Annotated in this window: 16 protein-coding genes; all 16 read right to left on the bottom strand. The window is 52.3% G+C overall.

Annotated features, from left to right (window positions below; genetic code table 11):
- The 16 genes from HPY52_01825 to HPY52_01900 all read right to left on the bottom strand — a co-directional run bounded on the left by HPY52_01825 (nucleotide 1) and on the right by HPY52_01900 (nucleotide 15,250).
- Nucleotides 1-1,164, bottom strand: a complete 1,164-nt coding sequence (locus HPY52_01825; protein ID NPV79003.1) for a 1-deoxy-D-xylulose-5-phosphate reductoisomerase — start codon at nucleotides 1,162-1,164, stop codon at nucleotides 1-3.
- A 33-nt stretch (nucleotides 1,165-1,197) separates the two neighbouring features.
- A complete protein-coding gene (ytvI, locus tag HPY52_01830; GenBank protein NPV79004.1) occupies nucleotides 1,198-2,253 on the bottom strand; it encodes a sporulation integral membrane protein YtvI in 1,056 nt (351 codons plus the stop codon).
- Entirely contained in the window at nucleotides 2,250-3,071 is an 822-nt protein-coding gene (locus tag HPY52_01835; protein NPV79005.1) for a phosphatidate cytidylyltransferase, read from the bottom strand. Before HPY52_01835 ends, ytvI begins: the two co-directional genes overlap by 4 nt.
- Complete coding sequence (locus tag HPY52_01840) at nucleotides 3,064-3,852, bottom strand: isoprenyl transferase (GenBank protein NPV79006.1); 789 nt, start codon at nucleotides 3,850-3,852, stop codon at nucleotides 3,064-3,066. The genes HPY52_01835 and HPY52_01840 overlap by 8 nt, the downstream gene beginning before the upstream one ends.
- A 105-nt stretch (nucleotides 3,853-3,957) precedes the next feature.
- On the bottom strand, nucleotides 3,958-4,179 hold the full coding sequence (locus tag HPY52_01845) for a hypothetical protein (GenBank protein NPV79007.1): 222 nt from the start codon (nucleotides 4,177-4,179) through the stop codon (nucleotides 3,958-3,960).
- Nucleotides 4,180-4,186: 7 nt separating this feature from the next.
- Nucleotides 4,187-4,744: a ribosome recycling factor gene (gene frr, locus HPY52_01850; protein ID NPV79008.1), complete on the bottom strand. Its 558-nt coding sequence runs from the start codon at nucleotides 4,742-4,744 to the stop codon at nucleotides 4,187-4,189.
- 1 nt (nucleotide 4,745) lies between these two features.
- Nucleotides 4,746-5,465 (bottom strand): UMP kinase, encoded by a 720-nt coding sequence (locus tag HPY52_01855; GenBank protein NPV79009.1) that lies wholly within the window; start codon nucleotides 5,463-5,465, stop codon nucleotides 4,746-4,748.
- Nucleotides 5,466-5,556: 91 nt separating this feature from the next.
- Entirely contained in the window at nucleotides 5,557-6,189 is a 633-nt protein-coding gene (gene tsf, locus HPY52_01860; GenBank protein ID NPV79010.1) for a translation elongation factor Ts, read from the bottom strand.
- A gap of 61 nt (nucleotides 6,190-6,250) precedes the next feature.
- Nucleotides 6,251-7,108, bottom strand: coding sequence for a 30S ribosomal protein S2 (gene rpsB, locus HPY52_01865; GenBank protein ID NPV79011.1), 858 nt, complete (start codon nucleotides 7,106-7,108; stop codon nucleotides 6,251-6,253).
- 141 nt (nucleotides 7,109-7,249) lie between these two features.
- Nucleotides 7,250-8,068 carry a GTP-sensing pleiotropic transcriptional regulator CodY gene (gene codY / locus HPY52_01870; GenBank protein NPV79012.1) on the bottom strand — a complete coding sequence of 273 codons (819 nt, stop codon included), beginning with the start codon at nucleotides 8,066-8,068 and terminating at the stop codon, nucleotides 7,250-7,252.
- A gap of 78 nt (nucleotides 8,069-8,146) precedes the next feature.
- Nucleotides 8,147-9,538 carry an ATP-dependent protease ATPase subunit HslU gene (hslU, locus tag HPY52_01875; protein ID NPV79013.1) on the bottom strand — a complete coding sequence of 464 codons (1,392 nt, stop codon included), beginning with the start codon at nucleotides 9,536-9,538 and terminating at the stop codon, nucleotides 8,147-8,149.
- A gap of 29 nt (nucleotides 9,539-9,567) precedes the next feature.
- Complete coding sequence (gene hslV / locus HPY52_01880) at nucleotides 9,568-10,095, bottom strand: ATP-dependent protease subunit HslV (GenBank protein NPV79014.1); 528 nt, start codon at nucleotides 10,093-10,095, stop codon at nucleotides 9,568-9,570.
- Between the two features lie 12 nt (nucleotides 10,096-10,107).
- Nucleotides 10,108-11,112: a tyrosine recombinase XerC gene (gene xerC / locus HPY52_01885; GenBank protein NPV79015.1), complete on the bottom strand. Its 1,005-nt coding sequence runs from the start codon at nucleotides 11,110-11,112 to the stop codon at nucleotides 10,108-10,110.
- 33 nt (nucleotides 11,113-11,145) lie between these two features.
- Complete coding sequence (gene trmFO, locus HPY52_01890) at nucleotides 11,146-12,495, bottom strand: methylenetetrahydrofolate--tRNA-(uracil(54)-C(5))-methyltransferase (FADH(2)-oxidizing) TrmFO (GenBank protein ID NPV79016.1); 1,350 nt, start codon at nucleotides 12,493-12,495, stop codon at nucleotides 11,146-11,148.
- On the bottom strand, nucleotides 12,482-14,641 hold the full coding sequence (topA, locus tag HPY52_01895; GenBank protein ID NPV79017.1) for a type I DNA topoisomerase: 2,160 nt from the start codon (nucleotides 14,639-14,641) through the stop codon (nucleotides 12,482-12,484). The genes trmFO and topA overlap by 14 nt, the downstream gene beginning before the upstream one ends.
- Before the next feature lie 138 nt (nucleotides 14,642-14,779).
- On the bottom strand, nucleotides 14,780-15,250 hold the full coding sequence (locus HPY52_01900; protein ID NPV79018.1) for a DUF494 family protein: 471 nt from the start codon (nucleotides 15,248-15,250) through the stop codon (nucleotides 14,780-14,782).
- Nucleotides 15,251-15,266 lie beyond the last annotated feature (16 nt).

The raw sequence follows: 15,266 nt of genomic DNA on the forward strand, positions 1-15,266 counted from the left end.
TCAAAGGTCCTTCCAGATTTCGGAAGCCACGTTCCTTGCCCAACGATCTGCTGAGAGGACCGCATCGATCGAATCAACCGGGCGCGGATCGTGTTTTTCCATCACCGCCGAGACCAGGCGCGCTATGCTGGTGAACTTGATCCGATGCGTCAAGAAAAGCCCCACGGCAATCTCATTCGCCGCATTCATCACAGCGGGCAATGTCCCACCGATCTTACACGCGTGATAACCCAATTCCAGAGCGGGATAACGCGCTGGGTCCGGGATGTAAAATTCGAGGCGACCGATCCCGGCAAGATCCAGTCTCATTGCCGGGCCTGGTATTCGGGCCGGACATGTTAGGGCATATTGTATGGGGATCCTCATATCCGGGACGCCCAATTGCGCAAGAAACGCTCCATCCTTGAACTCGACCAGGGAATGCACGATGCTCGAGGGGTGGACCAATACATGTATATTTTCAGGTTTCAGATCAAACAACCACCTCGCCTCGATGACTTCCAGGCACTTATTCATGAAAGTAGCCGAGTCTATGGTGACCTTGGGTCCCATCTGCCACGTAGGATGTTTCAAAGCCTCTTCAGGTGTAGCCTCATTCAGCCGTGACAGGTCATAGTCCCTGAATGCTCCTCCTGACGCAGTGAGATAGATGGAACGAAGCCCTGACCTGTCCTGCCCTTGCAGGCATTGGAAAATAGCCGAATGCTCGCTATCGACTGGGACCAGCGAAGAACCGGACCTGCCCACCTCACGCATCACCATCTCGCCCCCGGCCACCAGCGTCTCCTTATTGGCAAGAGCTACCTTTTTCCCGGCCCTCAAGGCGGCAACAGTGGGCTTAAGCCCTATTATGCCCACAACAGCGTTTAGCACTATATCTATGGATGGCAAAGAGACAATATATTCAAGGCCATCCTCCCCTGAAAGGACCTCGATGCATGGGAGGTCCTGGAGATCTCCTTTCAAATCACGGACAAATTCCGGTTGGGAAATGACCACAATCCGCGGCCTGAATTTCCGCGCCTGAGACGCCAGCAGCCTCCAATTCGTCCCAGCGGCGAGGGCCTCAACCTTGAAACCACCCCCCAGGCCTTCCACGACCTCGAGCGCTTGCTTCCCTATCGACCCTGTAGATCCGAGTACAGCGATATTCTTTACTGGCAGCTGAGGTTCATTCCCCAAGATCTACCCCTCCGTCTATTCCTTCGGCGCCAAAGGCAGGATTCCCGCATTGACTATCGCCTTGATAACGACCACTGTGAGAGGCCCGATGATGAACCCAACAGCGCCGAATAGCCGGGCTCCCACATAGATCGAGATGAGCACCGCCAGCGGGTGAAGGCCAAGGCCTGTGGCAAGGACCCTGGGCTCAGCGATTCTTCGCGCTATAAATGTCACGACCATGACCCCTATGAGCACAATGGCGGCCCAGAGCCTATCATTCATGATATAGTAAATGGCCATGGGCCAAAAGATGGTCCCAGGACCGACTATTGGTATGATATCAAAGAGCCCTGCCAGTATGCCAAGGAGCCAGGCATACCTCACCCCAATGAGGACCAGGCCGAAAATACTGATTATAGTCGTAATGCCGATCAAGATTACCTGCGCGCGGATAAACCCCACCGTCGCGCTGAACACCTCAACACGGGCGGAATGCGCCCGTTCCTTGAACCTACCTGGAATGAGACTAACAAGAAATCTTAGAATGGTCTCTTTATCCTTGAGCATGAAGTAGGTGGCAATCACCGTGACTACGATGAAGATGCCAAGCGCCGGAAGTCCTGCAAGGGCGCTCATCACCGCGGACAGCACCCTTTCAGCCGCCAGGTAAAGCCTGCTCTGGTTGCTCCTTATAGCGTCAATCACCGGCGGGGGCAAGCCCTTGTAGAACTTCGACGCGGATTCTATAAGGTTATTCAGCATCTGGGTCAAGGTAGCATCATAGGCAGGAAGTAATCTCCATAATTGCTCTATTTCGGCATATAGCTGAGCCACTCCTATAATGATGCCAGTCGTGACGAGAATCAAAACTATCATGAGGGCTGCAAAGGCCGCAAGGCCTCGGCTGAACCGCAACTTGCGCTGGAAAATCCCCACTATCGGATCTATAACGCAAGCGAGCAAGGCAGCGGCCAGGAAAGGCCCAAAGTATGGAAGGACATATCTGAGCCCCAGGAAAATCCCCGCGCAAATGATGAGCCACATGAGAAACAATCTTACGGAGCCTGTCAATGTCACCTCGCCCCTCATAAGAAAAGTATCATGTAATAATATACCACTATGATTCCAATGAGGATACTATCGAAGCGGTCAAGGACTCCACCGTGGCCCGGCAAGAAGGATCCCGAATCCTTGACCCCTGCATCGCGCTTGATGGCGGATTCTATAAGATCACCTATCTCTCCGCCAACGGCTGTGAATAGGCCAAGAGGACCGACATGCCTCCATGACATTGGATGGAGGCCAAACTGAGGCAAGATCAGGTTGAGCAGGAGGCCTATCGTGAAACCAGCCACAATCCCGCCGATCGCCCCCTCGATAGTCTTTTTCGGGCTGACGGCTGGGCAGAGCTTATGTTTACCCAGGGTCGAACCTACGAAATATGCCCCGGTATCGGTGGCAGAGACCACAGCTATCGTGAAAAGCGAATAAAAAGCGCCCGAAACGTCATGAGGCTCTCCCCGCATCTGAAGGAAGAAGGCAATGGGCAGTGCCACATACAGAGACGACATTACATTGGCAGCGGATGCAGCTATTATGTTTCCTACGCCCCGGTCAATGAGGTGCACGAAAAAACTCAGCACTATAATGATCAGCACTATTATGGAGATGTACTCCGAATAGCCGGTGTATGACGCGATCGCCAAGGCCAGTGTGCCAAGGAGCGCCAGGGGAGTGTAAACCTTCAAGCCTTTCCTTGCGGCGAGTCGGCAAAACTCAAAAGTGCCTGCCATCCCTATCGTTGCCGCAGCAACAAAAAACGGCAATCCCCCGACCAATATGAGATAAAGCCCTGCGAGAGCCGCCGCAAGACCCGAAGCCGTCCTGATGAGCGCCCTATCATTCATCTGAATTGCTCAGCCCTCCGAATCTCCTCTTTCTGGTCTGATACAATCGGATCGCCGCGAAGAGGTCCTTCTCCGAAAAATCTGGCCAGAGAACATCAGTTACCAGAAATTCAGAATATGCGACCTGCCAGATCATGAAATTGCTTATCCTCATCTCGCCGCTCGTCCGTATGACAAGATCAGGATCAGGAACTCCGGCAGTGTAAAGATGCTCCTGTATGGTTTCCTCTGTAATACTCTCAAGCCGCAACTCGCCATCGAGGAGTTTCTTTCCCACACTGCGCATGGCGTCCGCAATTTCTCTTCTTCCACCATAGTTGAACGCGATGAAAAGATTGAGGCCTGTAGCGTTCCAGGTGGCCTCCTCGATATGGGATATGGCTTGCAGCAGTGAGGGGCCAAGACCATCTCTAGATCCGATTATCTTCACCTTGACATTGTTCGCCAGAAGTGACGCGGTTTCATTCTTGATGGTGTCTTCAAACACGTTCATGAGGGTGTTCACTTCTGTCCTAGGCCTTCTCCAATTTTCCGTCGAGAAAGCATACAGGGTGAGATAGCGGATTCCTATCTTGCCGCATACCTTGACTATGTCTTTTACCTTTTCCACGCCGCGACGATGGCCGAATTCCCGTGGAAGCCCACGTCTCTTGGCCCAGCGGCCATTACCATCCATTATTATGGCAATATGGGAAGGAATTGGTTTGCTGGCATCAAAAGCTTGTATCGAAGGTTTTTCCGGCTTCTCCCGCTCTGGGCCAAGTTTAGAGAATACTCTCATGGAGTTTAAGAGATCACTGAGGCCCATTGAAACTCCCCCCGATGATAAATAAAAAACACGCCGGCAGACTCATGGAAGATATACGCCTGCCGGCCCATTTGCAGCTTAGCGAATGATGCTCTCAGGGCTGCTCGCTACTATCAGCGCCACGTGGTCACTGTCTATATGCTGTCGAACCACCCTGTAAACACTCTTGACATTCGCTCGCCCATCATGCCTTCCCCGGTCAGGAGGCGGCGAAGTGACAGAAACATGAACATTCAACCCGATTTTCGAAATGACGCTGAGGGCATCCGCCAGCGGCAGGGATATTACATCAAGAGGCAAGGGAAGGCTATACCTCCATGATCTCGCTCTCTTTGATGGCAAGGAGAGCGTCGATCTCGCCTATATATTTATCTGTCAGTTTCTGGACTTCCTCCTGCCTTCTCTTGGATTCATCCTCAGAGATCTCTCCGCTCTTTGCCCGGGCTTTCAGACCTTCATTGGCTTCCCTGCGGATGTTCCGTATTGCGACCTTGAATTCCTCAGCCTGCTTGTGAGCCAAACGCACAAGCTCCTTGCGTCTTTCCTCTGTGAGTGATGGCAGGGAAATCCTCAGCACATTGCCATCACTTACAGGAGTCAAACCGAGGTTGGCCTTCAGAATGGCCTTTTCTATATTGGGCAATTGATTCCTGTCCCAGGGTTGGACCACCAACATCCTGGATTCAGGAGCCGTTATAGTCGCCACCTGATTTACCGGGTATAGGCCGCCATAGCTCTCCACCATGACCCGGTCCAGAAGAGCCGGGTTGGCGCGGCTTGTACGGATGGCATTGAATTCCCTCTTGACGGCGTCTATTACTCCCCTCATCTTATCCTCGGCTCGACGAATTTCCTCTGTGGACATTCTAATCCCTCCCGATAACGGTGCCGATGTTTTCCCCCATTATGACCTTCTTGATATTTCCCCTTTGGGTGAGGTTAAAAACCACAATAGGAATGCCGTTATCCATGCACAATGAAGCTGCCGTAGAATCCATGACTCCAAGACCACGTTTCAAGAGGTCGATATATGAAAGGCTGGTGAAACGTCTGGCATTCGGATTCTTGAGGGGGTCTGAATCATAGACACCATCCACATGTGTAGCTTTGAGGATCACATCCGCCTCTATCTCTGCAGCTCTTAGGGCAGCGGCCGTATCCGTGGAAAAATAGGGATTGCCCGTCCCGGCGGCGAAGATCACTATCCTCCCCTTCTCGAGGTGCCTCACCGCCCGCCGGCGAATGTACGGCTCGGCCACCTCACGCATTTCGATGGCAGTCTGTACTCTTGTGGCAACTCCAAGTTTTTCCAAAGCATCTTGGAAGGCCATGGCATTGATGACCGTTGCCAGCATGCCCATATAGTCCGCTGTTGCCCGATCTACACCATAACGTGCCGCGACAGCGCCCCTCCAAATGTTCCCGCCACCCACCACGAGAGCTACCTCCACATTGAGATCATGTACTTCCTTGATCTCCTCAGCAATTAGCCTGAGTATTTCTAGATCGATTCCATAATCCTTAGAACCGGCGAGCGCTTCGCCGCTGATTTTTATTACTACCCTTTTATATTTCGGCGTTTCCATGACTTTTGGAACCTCTCCCCGGGATCCCTGTGTCCCGTGTGACAAGAGAACACCCAGGTTGCCCGGGTGTTCTCTTGTCCATAAGATCCTTTCATTGCTGTCCATCGCTTGAACAAGTGGAATGCGCGACTCCCTCACCGACTTCAAATCGGGCGAAGCGCCGCACCGTCACATTTTCCCCGACCTTGGCGTTTACCTGCGCTATAAGGTCCTTTATCACAACATTGGGATCCCTGATATATGGCTGTTCAAGGAGGCAAACATCCTGAAAGAACTTCTCCAGCCGTCCGTCCACAATCTTGTCCACTATACGCTCAGGCTTACCTTCTGCCAGGGCTTGTGCCCGGTAGACCTTTCTCTCATCCTCGAGCATAGCCTGTGGAACTTCATCCCGGGATACGAATAGTGGGCGACTGGCAGCGATTTGAAGGGCAAGCTCCCGGGCAAGGTTACGAAAATCGTCAGTCCTGGCGACGAAATCTGTCTCGCAATTGACTTCCACCAGCACGCCAATCTTGCCGCCAAGGTGTATATAGGATTCCACGATTCCCTCGGCAGCGACCCTGCCCGCTCGTTTCGCGGCCTTCGCAAGACCTTTTTCCCTCAAATAGGTGACAGCCTTCTCTATATCCCCACCTGTTTCCCCGAGAGCCTTTTTGCAATCCATCACGCCGGCCCCGGTTCTTTCACGGAGTTCCTTGATCGCCGATGGGCTTATCTCCAAGCGGGTTACCCCCTTCCCTATTTCATGTCTTTTGAAGAGAATCACGGGTCTCCGTGGACTACTAACCTATAAGCTCATCGGAAGACTCGAACTCCTCCACATCTTGGGCCTCGGTCGACAACTCCGCTACCTCTTCCTCGACCTGCGAGTACTCGCCTTCCAGATCATGTTCCGCTAGTTCACCCGTTGGTGAGCCTACTCCCTGCTCCGCTTCTTGCTCCATCAACGCTTCATCCCTACCTTCTCTGCCCTCGAGGACGGCATCCGCTATCTTGGACGTGATCAGTTTGACGGCCCTGATGGCATCATCATTGCCTGGAATGACATAATCAACCTCATCTGGATCGCAATTCGTATCTACTATAGCTACTACGGGGATTTCCAGTTTCCGAGCCTCGGACACCGCGTTTTTCTCCTTTCTGGGATCCACGACGAAAAGCGCTCCCGGAAGTTCGGTCATCTCCTTGATCCCGCCAAGATATTTCTCGAGCCTCTGCTTCTCTCTTTCCAGGTTTAGTACTTCTTTCTTGGGCAATACATCGAAGGAACCATCCTCAGACATTCTCTCGAGCGTCTTGAGACGTTCGATCCTCTTTCTGATAGTGCGGAAGTTGGTGAGCGTTCCGCCTAGCCATCTTTCGTTTACATAGAACATGCCACAACGCTCAGCTTCTTCTTTCACAGTATCATGAGCTTGTTTCTTGGTCCCGACGAATAGCACGCTGCCGCCACCCATTACGACCTCCTTGATGAATGCATAAGCGGCATCTATTTTCTTCACAGTCTTTTGAAGGTCGACAATGTAAATCCCGTTGCGCTCAGTATAAATATACTCAGCCATTTTGGGATTCCAGCGGCGAGTTTGATGGCCAAAATGCACTCCTGCCTCGAGGAGCTGCTTCATGCTCACTACTGGCATCCAACTCACCTCCTCTCCGCGCTGGTTTGAGCCTCCGCCTCGTTCATAGGCCGGTGGAACCTGCATCTTGCGTCATCTTTGCGGGCAACCCCAACGGCCTCCGGGGCGTGCGTAATTACACCATGGCTTAGTATACCACAATCACATACCCATATCAATTGCTAGTTTGCTCGGGCCGGTCCTTGTCTTGATCCTTTCCAGCTCGTCAAATAGCTTGTCATTCAAGACCCTGATGTAGGTCCCCTTCATACCCAGAGATCTCGATTCTATGACGCCCGCACTCTCAAACTTTCTGAGGGCGTTTACTATGACCGATCGCGTGATTCCCGCCTTATCGGCTATCTTGCTCGCTACTAGCAGCCCTTCCTGTCCATTGAGCTCATCAAAGATATACCCTACTGCTTCCTGCTCTGAGAAAGAGAGAGTCTCGAGAGCCATATGGACAGCCGCCATCTTGCGTGTCTCTTCCGCCAACCTCTCGGACTTGGCCCTGACGATCTCAAGGCCGATGGCAGTAGCTGCGCTCTCCGCTATCGCTAAGTCTTTTTCATCGAGTTCGCGGTCAAAGCGCACCAGCGCCAGGGTCGCAAGCCTCTCTTCTCCCGCGAATATAGGGATCACGGTTAGGAATTTACTGGAAAATGGACACCGGGAGCCTTCCCAGATGAAGCAGCCATCCCCGTTCTGCATGTTCTCAGATGTCTCTATCATCTTGACGAGCTTATCATTGAACTCCTTGGGAAGGGTATTTCCGTCAGCCCTGCAGGATGCCATGATCTCACATTCATGGTTCTGCACGAAGCCGCATCCCAAAATCCTGCCTTCTCGACCGACCAGGTATGCATTTGCCTCTAGCTCTTCGGCGAGGATCGGCAAGAGCTCCTTAAAATCCACAGGATATTGCGCCTGTGACTGGATGTAATTGTTGATCCTTCTAGTCTTGTCCAGAAATTTCCCCATAATCAAAGAGTCCTCCTTATGAATTAATGTGTTTGTTGCTGCGTGTGAATCAATCATTGATCAACGCTCACACGGAGACTATAGAATATACCTGCTAAGATCTTTATTCTGCAGGATATACGCTAATTTGGACCTGACATATGAGCCATCTATGGTCACCTGCCGAAGTTCCTCGGAGGGCGCCTCAAATGACACATCCTCGAGGAGCTTCTCCATCACTGTATGGAGTCTTCTGGCCCCAATGTTCTCCGATTCACGGTTGACATCATCCGCGATCCGCGCGATTTCATCAATACCTTCATCAGTAAAGACGACCTTTACGCCGTCGGTAGAGAGAAGAGCCTCATATTGCTTGATTAGGGCATTTTCTGGCTCCGTCAGGATCCGCTTGAAATCCTCGCATGTGAGAGGTTCAAGCTCCACCCTGATAGGAAATCGCCCCTGAAGCTCTGGGATGAGGTCCGATGGCTTCGAGACGTGAAACGCGCCGGCGGCAATGAAAAGGATATGATCTGTCCGGACCGGGCCATATTTCGTCATAACGGTAGATCCTTCAACAATAGGAAGGATGTCCCTTTGAACCCCTTCCCTCGATACATCCGGTCCAGCCCCTCGCTCCCTGCCGGCGATCTTATCGATCTCATCCAGGAAGACGATGCCGTCCTGTTCAGTTTTCGAAATCGCCTGCGAGACCACTTCGTCCATATCGATGAGCTTCTGAGCCTCTTCCTGGGCCAGTATCTTTCTGGCATCCCTGACAGGAACCTTCCTTTTGCGTTTGCGCTTGGGGAAGAGCCCGCCGAACATATCTTGCATATTGATGCCGAGCTCCTCGATACCTGCGCCGGAGAAGATCTCAACCACTGGGGGTGAGCTATCCTCCACCGTAATCTCCAGCATTTCGTCTTCCAGTTCCCCTTTGCGAAGCCTTTCTCTCAGAACTATTCTTCTTTCCTTTATTTGACGGCGAGATTCCTCCTCATCCTCCTGGTCCTGTTTCGCGAGCCCGAGGTTTCCCAGAAAAACAGTAAAGGGATTGGAACCTCCTTCTCGGGCGGGCTCTGGCGCTAGGATCTCCAGCAATCTGTCTTCCACCATCGCTTCGGCTTTATGGTAGACTCGCTGCATCTCCTGGGCCTTGACCATACGGATAGCTGTCTCCACCAAATCCCGAATGATGGAATCTACATCTCGGCCCACATATCCGACTTCAGTGAACTTGGTGGCTTCCACCTTGATGAACGGCGCATCAGCCAGCCTGGCCAATCTGCGCGCGATTTCCGTTTTCCCGACGCCGGTGGGACCGATCATGAGTATATTCTTTGGGAGCACCTCATCCCGGAGCCTGGCAGGGAGCATGCGTCGCCTGTATCTGTTGCGCAAAGCTATGGCGACTGCCCGCTTTGCGCTTGCCTGCCCCACGATGTATTTGTCGAGCTCATGGACGATCTCCCGTGGTGTCAATTCCACAGCTCAAAGCCTCCTTCAACCTCCACTCTTCAAAGCTCCTCAACTATGATATCGGAATTGGTATATATACATATAGTGGATGCAATACGTAATGATTCTTCCACGACCTCCCTTACAGAGAGGCCCGTGTGTCTCAAGAGGGCTCTCGCCGCCGCGAGGGCATAGGGTCCCCCGGACCCAATGGCGGCAATGCCATCGTCGGGTTCGATCACATCTCCGCTTCCAGATATGACAAATAGATGGCTGGAGTCAACCGCGATCAGAAAGGCGTCGAGTCTCCTAAGAGCTCGGTCGAGTCGCCATTCCTTTGCTAGCTCCACGGACGCCCGCGGCAAATTGCCACGAAACTCCTCGAGTTTGCCTTCTAGCCTCTCAAACAGCGTGAAACCATCAGCGGCTGAACCTGCGAACCCTGCAATGACATTCCCCTGATGAATACGCCTCACTTTACGCGCCCCATGCTTTACTATAGTCTCGCCAAGAGTCACCTGACCGTCCCCGGCAACGGCGGCTTTCCCATCCTTGAGAACGGCGAGGATGGTTGTGCTGCGTAACATAAAACCTGCGCCTCATTTCTTTTCCGGCTCATTCAGATGCGCTCTCGGATGAGAACGCATGTAAACCTCTCTGAGCCTATCCGTTGTTATATGTGTATAGATCTGGGTCGTGGAAATATTCGCATGACCCAAGAGTTCCTGGACCGCTCGCAGGTCCGCTCCGGCCTCGAGGAGGTGAGTGGCGAAGGAGTGTCGCAGAGTATGAGGACTCATCGAGAATCTTTGACTCGTCAATAAAACATACTTGTCAACTATTCGCTCTACGCCCCTGGTAGAAATTCTTTGGCCGAATTTATTCAAGAATAAAGCGCCATCCAACTCAAGCCCGTGTCTAACGTCCTTACCACCTTTTGTCCTTGACCCGGCGTCCCATCGCGCCTCCAGCAGGGAGGGCCTTGATTCTCGTAGATAACGCTCCAGCGCTGAAAGCGCCTTCCTGCCTATTGGCACGATCCTCTCCTTGGATCCTTTCCCAAAAGCCCTCACATAGCCAACACGGAAATCTAGATCTTGAATATCTAGCCTGACCAGCTCGGATACCCGGAGGCCAGTAGCATAAAGAGTTTCCAGGATAGCCCTATCCCTCAATCCCAGAGTCGACTGATCGGGGGCCTCCAACAAAGCGGAGATCTCATTTATATTCACATACCTCGGAAGTCTGCGCGCTATCTTTGGCGTCGTCACATTCTTCGCCGGATTCTTGGTGATGTACCCCCGCAGCGCCAGGAATCTATAAAAAGACCTTATGGCGGCGATGCTGCGCGCGATGGTTGTTCGCGCGTAGCCTGCCTTTGTAAGGCGCGCCAAGTAATCTCGAATGAGGTGGACATCGCAATCCTGAATATCAGGCTCACGACCAAGAGCATCCTCTAAGAAACTATAAAAGCGCGAGATATCGTGCTGGTAACTGGTAATTGTATGGGAAGACGCATTTCTTTCCACGACCAGATACTGCAAAAACTCCGAGACCCTGCTCTGCACCCCTCTTCGCAACTCCCTGTCACGCCATTCAATCATTCAAGTGTTGATTTTATCATAGTTGAAAAATTCCTACAAGACGCAATCGATAACTTCCGCGAAATTTCGCATCGCGGAGAGGGCTCTTTCCGCCAGAAGACGTCTTCTCTCCTTTTTGTTCCTCAAGCGACGTCCCGCAAACTGGGGAAGTATGCCGAAATTGGCGTTCATAGGTTGAAAAGAGGTGGGATCAGCGGATACCACATAATGGGACAAAGCGCCGATCATCGTCTCGCGTGGTGGGGCTACCGGCTCCTTCTCTCTCAGAAGGAACGAGGCTGTAATGCCGGCCAAGATCCCCATGGCGGCGGATTCCATATATCCTTCCACACCAATGACTTGGCCCGCAAATAGTATCCCAGGATCAGCCCTGGTCTGGAGAGTCGGCAGAAGTATCATCGGAGAATTGATGAAAGTGTTTCTATGCATGACCCCATATCTTACAAACTCAGCATTCTCCAATCCCGGGATCATGCGAAATACTCTTCTTTGCTCGGGCCAGGTGAGCCTTGTCTGGAATCCAACCATATTGAGCAAGTTCCCCTCAGGGTCTTCGCGTCTCAATTGAACCACGGCATATGGACGCTCTCCAGTGCCCGGAATTGTGAGTCCCGCGGGACGCAGGGGACCGAAGGCCAGAGCCTGCTTGCCCCTCCTCGCTATTTCCTCTATAGGCATACATCCCTCAAAGAGGCTCAATTCCTCGAATTCCCTGGTTGGAACCACCTCAGCCTCGATCAAGTTGGTCCAGAACCTTTCATATTCCTTCTCTGTCATGGGGCAGTTGGCGTAATCAGCGTCTCCCTTACCGTAACGGGCCGCCCAGAATACCTTGCTCTCGTCGATGCTCTCTCTAGTTATGATGGGCGCCACAGCATCGTAGAAGTATAGATGTTCCTGGCCGGTCAATGCCGCTATCGCCTTCGCCAGTGCAGGGGATGTGAGGGGGCCGGAAGAGATTATCACGGGTCTTCCAGCCGGAATTTCCCTGGCCTCTTCATGAATGATCCTGATGTTGCCTTGAGATTCTATTTCTTCAGTTACAAGCCTCGCAAATGACTTCCTTTCTACAGCCAGGGCGCTGCCTGCGGGGACACGGCAGGCATATGCACACTTCAAAGTGATGGACCCCAGCATCGACATCTCTCGTTTGAGGAGTCCGGCACCTGTATCGTCCAGAATGGATCCGAGAGAGTTGCTGCAAACGAGCTCTGCAAGATAACCGGTCTCATGCGCCGGAGTCATTTCAATCGGCCTCATCTCCACAAGATCCACCCGGATGCCACGTCTTGCAGCCTGGAAGGAGGCCTCCACCCCTGCGAGACCTCCCCCGATGACAATCAGTCTATCAGATTCCACCCTCTGTCGATCATCCCTCATCATCGTCTGCTCCAGCCGCAGCCTTCCTTCTCGATCCACCGGAGGCCTCGCCTTCCGGCGGCTTTTCGGTGTATCCACATGACCCATTGACACATTGATATATGGCGCTTTTACCGCGCCCTTTTTGGACCAGAAATGCGTTACATTTCGGGCAGGTCCTATTTGTGGGCTGGTTCCATGTCACAAAGTCACATTCAGGGTAACGAGAACAACCATAGAATTTCCTCCCCTTCTTGGTCCTGCGCTCCACTACAGCCGCCCCGCATTTCGGACAAGGCACCCCGACCTCATGCACGATATTCTTTGTAAACCTGCATTCCGGGAACCCTGGGCAAGCCAGAAATCTGCCATATCGCCCATATTTGATTACAAGATTGCGCCCACAATTAGGGCATTTTTCTTCTGTGACCTCATCAGCTATCTTTACATGAGCGAGTTCCTTCTCAGCAGTTTCAATGAGTTTTTCAAAAGGTTGGTAGAAATCTCGCACCACACCGTCCCATTCTGTCTTGCCCTCTGCTATCTGGTCGAGCTGGTCTTCCATCCGGGCTGTGAACTCGATATCGACCACGTCGGGGAACCACTCTTTGAGCAGATCCACCACTGCGAATCCAAGCTCCGTAGGGCGGAATCTCTTCTCTTCAAGCTCCACATAGTTTCGCCTCAGAATGGTGTCAATGATCGGTGCGTACGTGCTCGGACGCCCTATGCCCTTTTCTTCCAGGGCCTTAACAAGGCTTGCCTCGGTGTACCGCGGAGGCGGTTGTGTGAAATGCTGGTCCTGGGTCAACTTTATCAGGCGCAGCTTATTTCCAGCGGCCAATTCCGGGATCCTCTGATCATTTTCATCATCGGAGATAGTGGTATCAGTGTCCCTCGTTTCTGTATAGACTATAGAAAATCCCGGAAACTTCATCTGAGAACCAGTGGCCCTGAAAAGGTATTCACCAGCAGTTACGTCTACGATTGTCATGTCAAAGACGGCTGGCTTCATCTGGCTCGCCACGAAACGTTCCCATATGAGCCTGTAGAGACGATATTGATCTCGCGACAGATACTGTTTCACCATATCAGGAGATCTGGTGACCGCTGTGGGACGTATGGCCTCGTGCGCCTCCTGGGCAGTGGCCTTTGCCTTATAGTGAGGAGCTTTTTCAGGTACATACTCTGCCCCATAGCGCTGCCGTATAAAGTCTCGCGCCATCTCCTGCGCCTCTGCGGCTACCCTCACGGCATCAGTTCTGATATACGTCACAAGGCCGACACTACCTTCATCGCCGATCTCGAGGCCCTCATAGAGTTGCTGGGCCAGGAGCATGGTCTTCTTTGCGCTGAAACCCAGCCGCCTCGAGGCCTCTTGCTGCATTGTGCTGGTGGTAAACGGCGGTGAAGGAGACCTCTTCCTTTCCTTCTTCTTGACATCCGCAACGATGAAATCAAGCCCTCTGGCGCTCTCTACGATCCTATCGGCCTCGTCTTTAGAGCCTATATGAGGGGTCTTCCCGGATACCTTCACCAATCTCGCCGAGAAGCTGGTCTCCTCATTATCATCCGGGGCAAGTATGGCCTCGATGGTCCAATATTCTTCCTGCTTGAATTCATTGATCTCGCGCTCACGGTCGCAGATCAGGCGGACGGCGACCGATTGAACGCGCCCCGCGGAAAGCCCTCTTCTAACTTTCTTCCATAGGAGTGGACTGAGCTTATACCCTACTAGTCGATCCAGGACCCGGCGAGCCTGCTGGGCCTCCACAAGATCAATGTCTATCCCCCTTGGCTTCTTGAGAGCCTCTGTTATGGCTTTCTTGGTGATCTCATTGAATTCGATCCTGCATGGAGCATCTTTATCTAGCCCCAAAATCTCGGCAATATGCCAGGAAATTGCCTCGCCTTCACGATCAGGGTCCGTGGCGAGGAGCACTTTCTTAGCCTTTCGCGCGCTCTCCTTCAATTCATTGACCACCTTGGCACGGCCGCGAATGGTGACATATTTCGGCTGAAAGCCATTCTCCACATCCACCCCAAGGGCGCTTTTGGGCAGGTCCCTCACATGGCCCATCGTAGCCTTGACCTGATAGCCCCTTCCGAGAAACTTCGATATGGTCTTCATCTTCGCAGGAGATTCGACTATTATGATGGAATCCGCCATTTGACCACCTCTTCAGGCTTTCTGTCAATCAATGATGATATCCCCATTTTCAGAAAAAATCAACCATCCTATATAAGGATGGCCTTCCCATTCGCATCCAAAATTCCACAGGCTGGTCCCAATCACGCAACGGGCTATTTAATGGACGTTCCTGCGCGGGCGCTTCTTCCTGTTCGACCAGTCAAACCCAAGAAGCATCACCAGACGGTCCTGGTCTTTTATTATACGATCGAACAGCCAGCTGATATCTGAGACATCGAGGCCGATAGCATCCATCTGGCTCAAGTAGAAGAGGAGTTCGTCGATCTCGGATGGCGTTATCAAGCCTAATCTTGATAGGGTTTCGAGTTGGCCCTGAGCTTCTAATGTTAGCCTCATCTTCTCCTGAGGGTCCAGGACCCGCCTTACAGGTAATGAATCCTGACCATCATGCATATTTGTATCCTCGGGCAAGGAAAACACCAGGTTGAATGCCGCATCGATTTCCGCTGCATTATAACCCCTGGCAAGGAGGTCGTTCACCAATGTAGCCCCACTCTCAGGGAGCTTCCCACCCTGTAAAATGAGCTTTATGAGCAGGTTTACAATCTCCATGACTCTCTCGTTCAACATTGATCCTCCACTT

The organism is Bacillota bacterium (assembly GCA_013178415.1).
In the GTDB taxonomy this organism is placed as follows: domain Bacteria; phylum Bacillota; class SHA-98; order Ch115; family Ch115; genus Ch115.

Bases quoted from the DNA above. Each gene is read 5' to 3' on its own strand.
- ytvI (NPV79004.1), bottom strand. From the start codon at position 2,253: ATGAGGGGCGAGGTGACATTGACAGGCTCCGTAAGATTGTTTCTCATG.
- HPY52_01835 (NPV79005.1), bottom strand. From the start codon at position 3,071: ATGAATGATAGGGCGCTCATCAGGACGGCTTCGGGTCTTGCGGCGGCT.
- HPY52_01840 (NPV79006.1), bottom strand. From the start codon at position 3,852: ATGAGAGTATTCTCTAAACTTGGCCCAGAGCGGGAGAAGCCGGAAAAA.
- frr (NPV79008.1), bottom strand. From the start codon at position 4,744: ATGTCCACAGAGGAAATTCGTCGAGCCGAGGATAAGATGAGGGGAGTA.
- HPY52_01855 (NPV79009.1), bottom strand. From the start codon at position 5,465: ATGGAAACGCCGAAATATAAAAGGGTAGTAATAAAAATCAGCGGCGAA.
- rpsB (NPV79011.1), bottom strand. From the start codon at position 7,108: ATGCCAGTAGTGAGCATGAAGCAGCTCCTCGAGGCAGGAGTGCATTTT.
- codY (NPV79012.1), bottom strand. From the start codon at position 8,068: ATGGGGAAATTTCTGGACAAGACTAGAAGGATCAACAATTACATCCAG.
- hslV (NPV79014.1), bottom strand. From the start codon at position 10,095: ATGTTACGCAGCACAACCATCCTCGCCGTTCTCAAGGATGGGAAAGCC.
- xerC (NPV79015.1), bottom strand. From the start codon at position 11,112: ATGATTGAATGGCGTGACAGGGAGTTGCGAAGAGGGGTGCAGAGCAGG.
- trmFO (NPV79016.1), bottom strand. From the start codon at position 12,495: ATGATGAGGGATGATCGACAGAGGGTGGAATCTGATAGACTGATTGTC.
- topA (NPV79017.1), bottom strand. From the start codon at position 14,641: ATGGCGGATTCCATCATAATAGTCGAATCTCCTGCGAAGATGAAGACC.